This is a genomic window from Frankia sp. AgPm24, assembly GCF_023243055.1.
Taxonomy (GTDB): domain Bacteria; phylum Actinomycetota; class Actinomycetes; order Frankiales; family Frankiaceae; genus Frankia; species Frankia umida.
Genome location: NZ_JALKFW010000061.1, coordinates 1 through 1,339, shown reverse-complemented (window position 1 = coordinate 1,339; position 1,339 = coordinate 1). Strand labels below are relative to the sequence as shown.

Annotated in this window: 1 protein-coding gene; it reads left to right on the top strand. The window is 74.6% G+C overall.

The window, feature by feature from the left end; translation table 11 throughout:
- On the top strand, positions 1-1,339 hold a 1,339-nt coding region (locus MXD61_RS05630), incomplete at both ends, for a polyketide synthase dehydratase domain-containing protein (RefSeq protein ID WP_248811783.1).

Here is a 1,339-nt window from a genome sequence, read left to right as displayed (position 1 = left end):
GTCACCGGACCCCCCACGCCACCGCCACCCTCACCACCAGCCCCACCGCCCAGCCGCAGGACTTCGACCTGAGCGCCTGGCCGCCGCCGGGGGCCGTCCCCTTCGATGTGAGCGACGCCTACGAGCGGCTCGCCGCGCGGTCCTACCAGTACGGACCGGCCTTCCAGGGAGTCCGGGCGATCTGGCGACGGGACGCGGAGATCTACGCCGAGGTACGCATCCCGGACGAGCTCGCCGATGACGTGGACGCCTTTGGTATCCATCCGGCCCTGCTCGACGCGGCGCTGCATCCCCTCGTCCTGGTCACCGACGCCGCGGTGGACGGCGATACGGCCGTGGACCCGGAGACGGCCGTGGACGCGGATGCCCCCGGTCCGCGCGTGCCGTTCGCCTGGTCCGGCGTCGCGCTGTACGCGACAGGGGCCACCACGTTGCGGGTGCGCCTGACGCTCACCGGCCCGAACACCGCCGTGCTCGCCCTCGCGGACGGTACCGGGGCGCCGGTCGCCTCGATCGACACGCTGACCATCCGGTCGATCTCCCTGGACGCGCTGCGCGGCGCCGACGCCGACCCGCTGCGGGATTCGCTGTTCGGCCTGGAATGGGTCGCGTTGCCCGACGGCCGGCTGCCCGCGGCATCCGACACCGGCATCGCCGAACTCGTGGGCCCCTCGGACGGGGGGAACGGCAGTGGCCTCGACGTGCCCGGCGGGACCGCCTACCCGGATCTGGCGGCCCTGCTGTCCGCTCTCGAGGCCGGTGCGCCCGTCCCCTCAACCGTCATCGTCGCGCCCGCGGCACTCACGACAGCGGGCGCGCCGGCGCCGACGGACCCGGTCGACACCAGCAGCGCGGTCGACACCAGCAGCGCGGACAACACCAGCAGCGCGGGCGACACGGACGGCGTCGTCGCGGCGACGCACAGCACGGTGGAGGCGGTGCTGCGGCTCGTCCAGCAGTGGCTGGCCGAGGAGCGTTTCGCCGACTCCCGGCTCGTCCTGGTCACCCGGGAGGGAACCGACGCCGACGGGACCGTGCGCGACTTCGCCCACGCGGCCGTCTGGGGGCTGATCCGCTCAGCCCAGGCGGAGCACCCGGACCGGTTCGTCCTCGCCGACCTCGGCAACGGCGACGGGGCCGCCTCGTCGTCCGGGCAGGCGCTTGTGGACGGGCTGGCCAGCGGTGAACCGCAGCTCGCCATCCGCGACGCGCGGATTCGGGTACCCAGGCTGGCCCGGCGAGCGGCTCTGCCCGCGGACGGTCCGGCGTTCGACCCCGAAGGCACCGTCCTGATCACCGGCGGCACCGGCACCCTCGGCGCACTCCTCGCCCACCACCT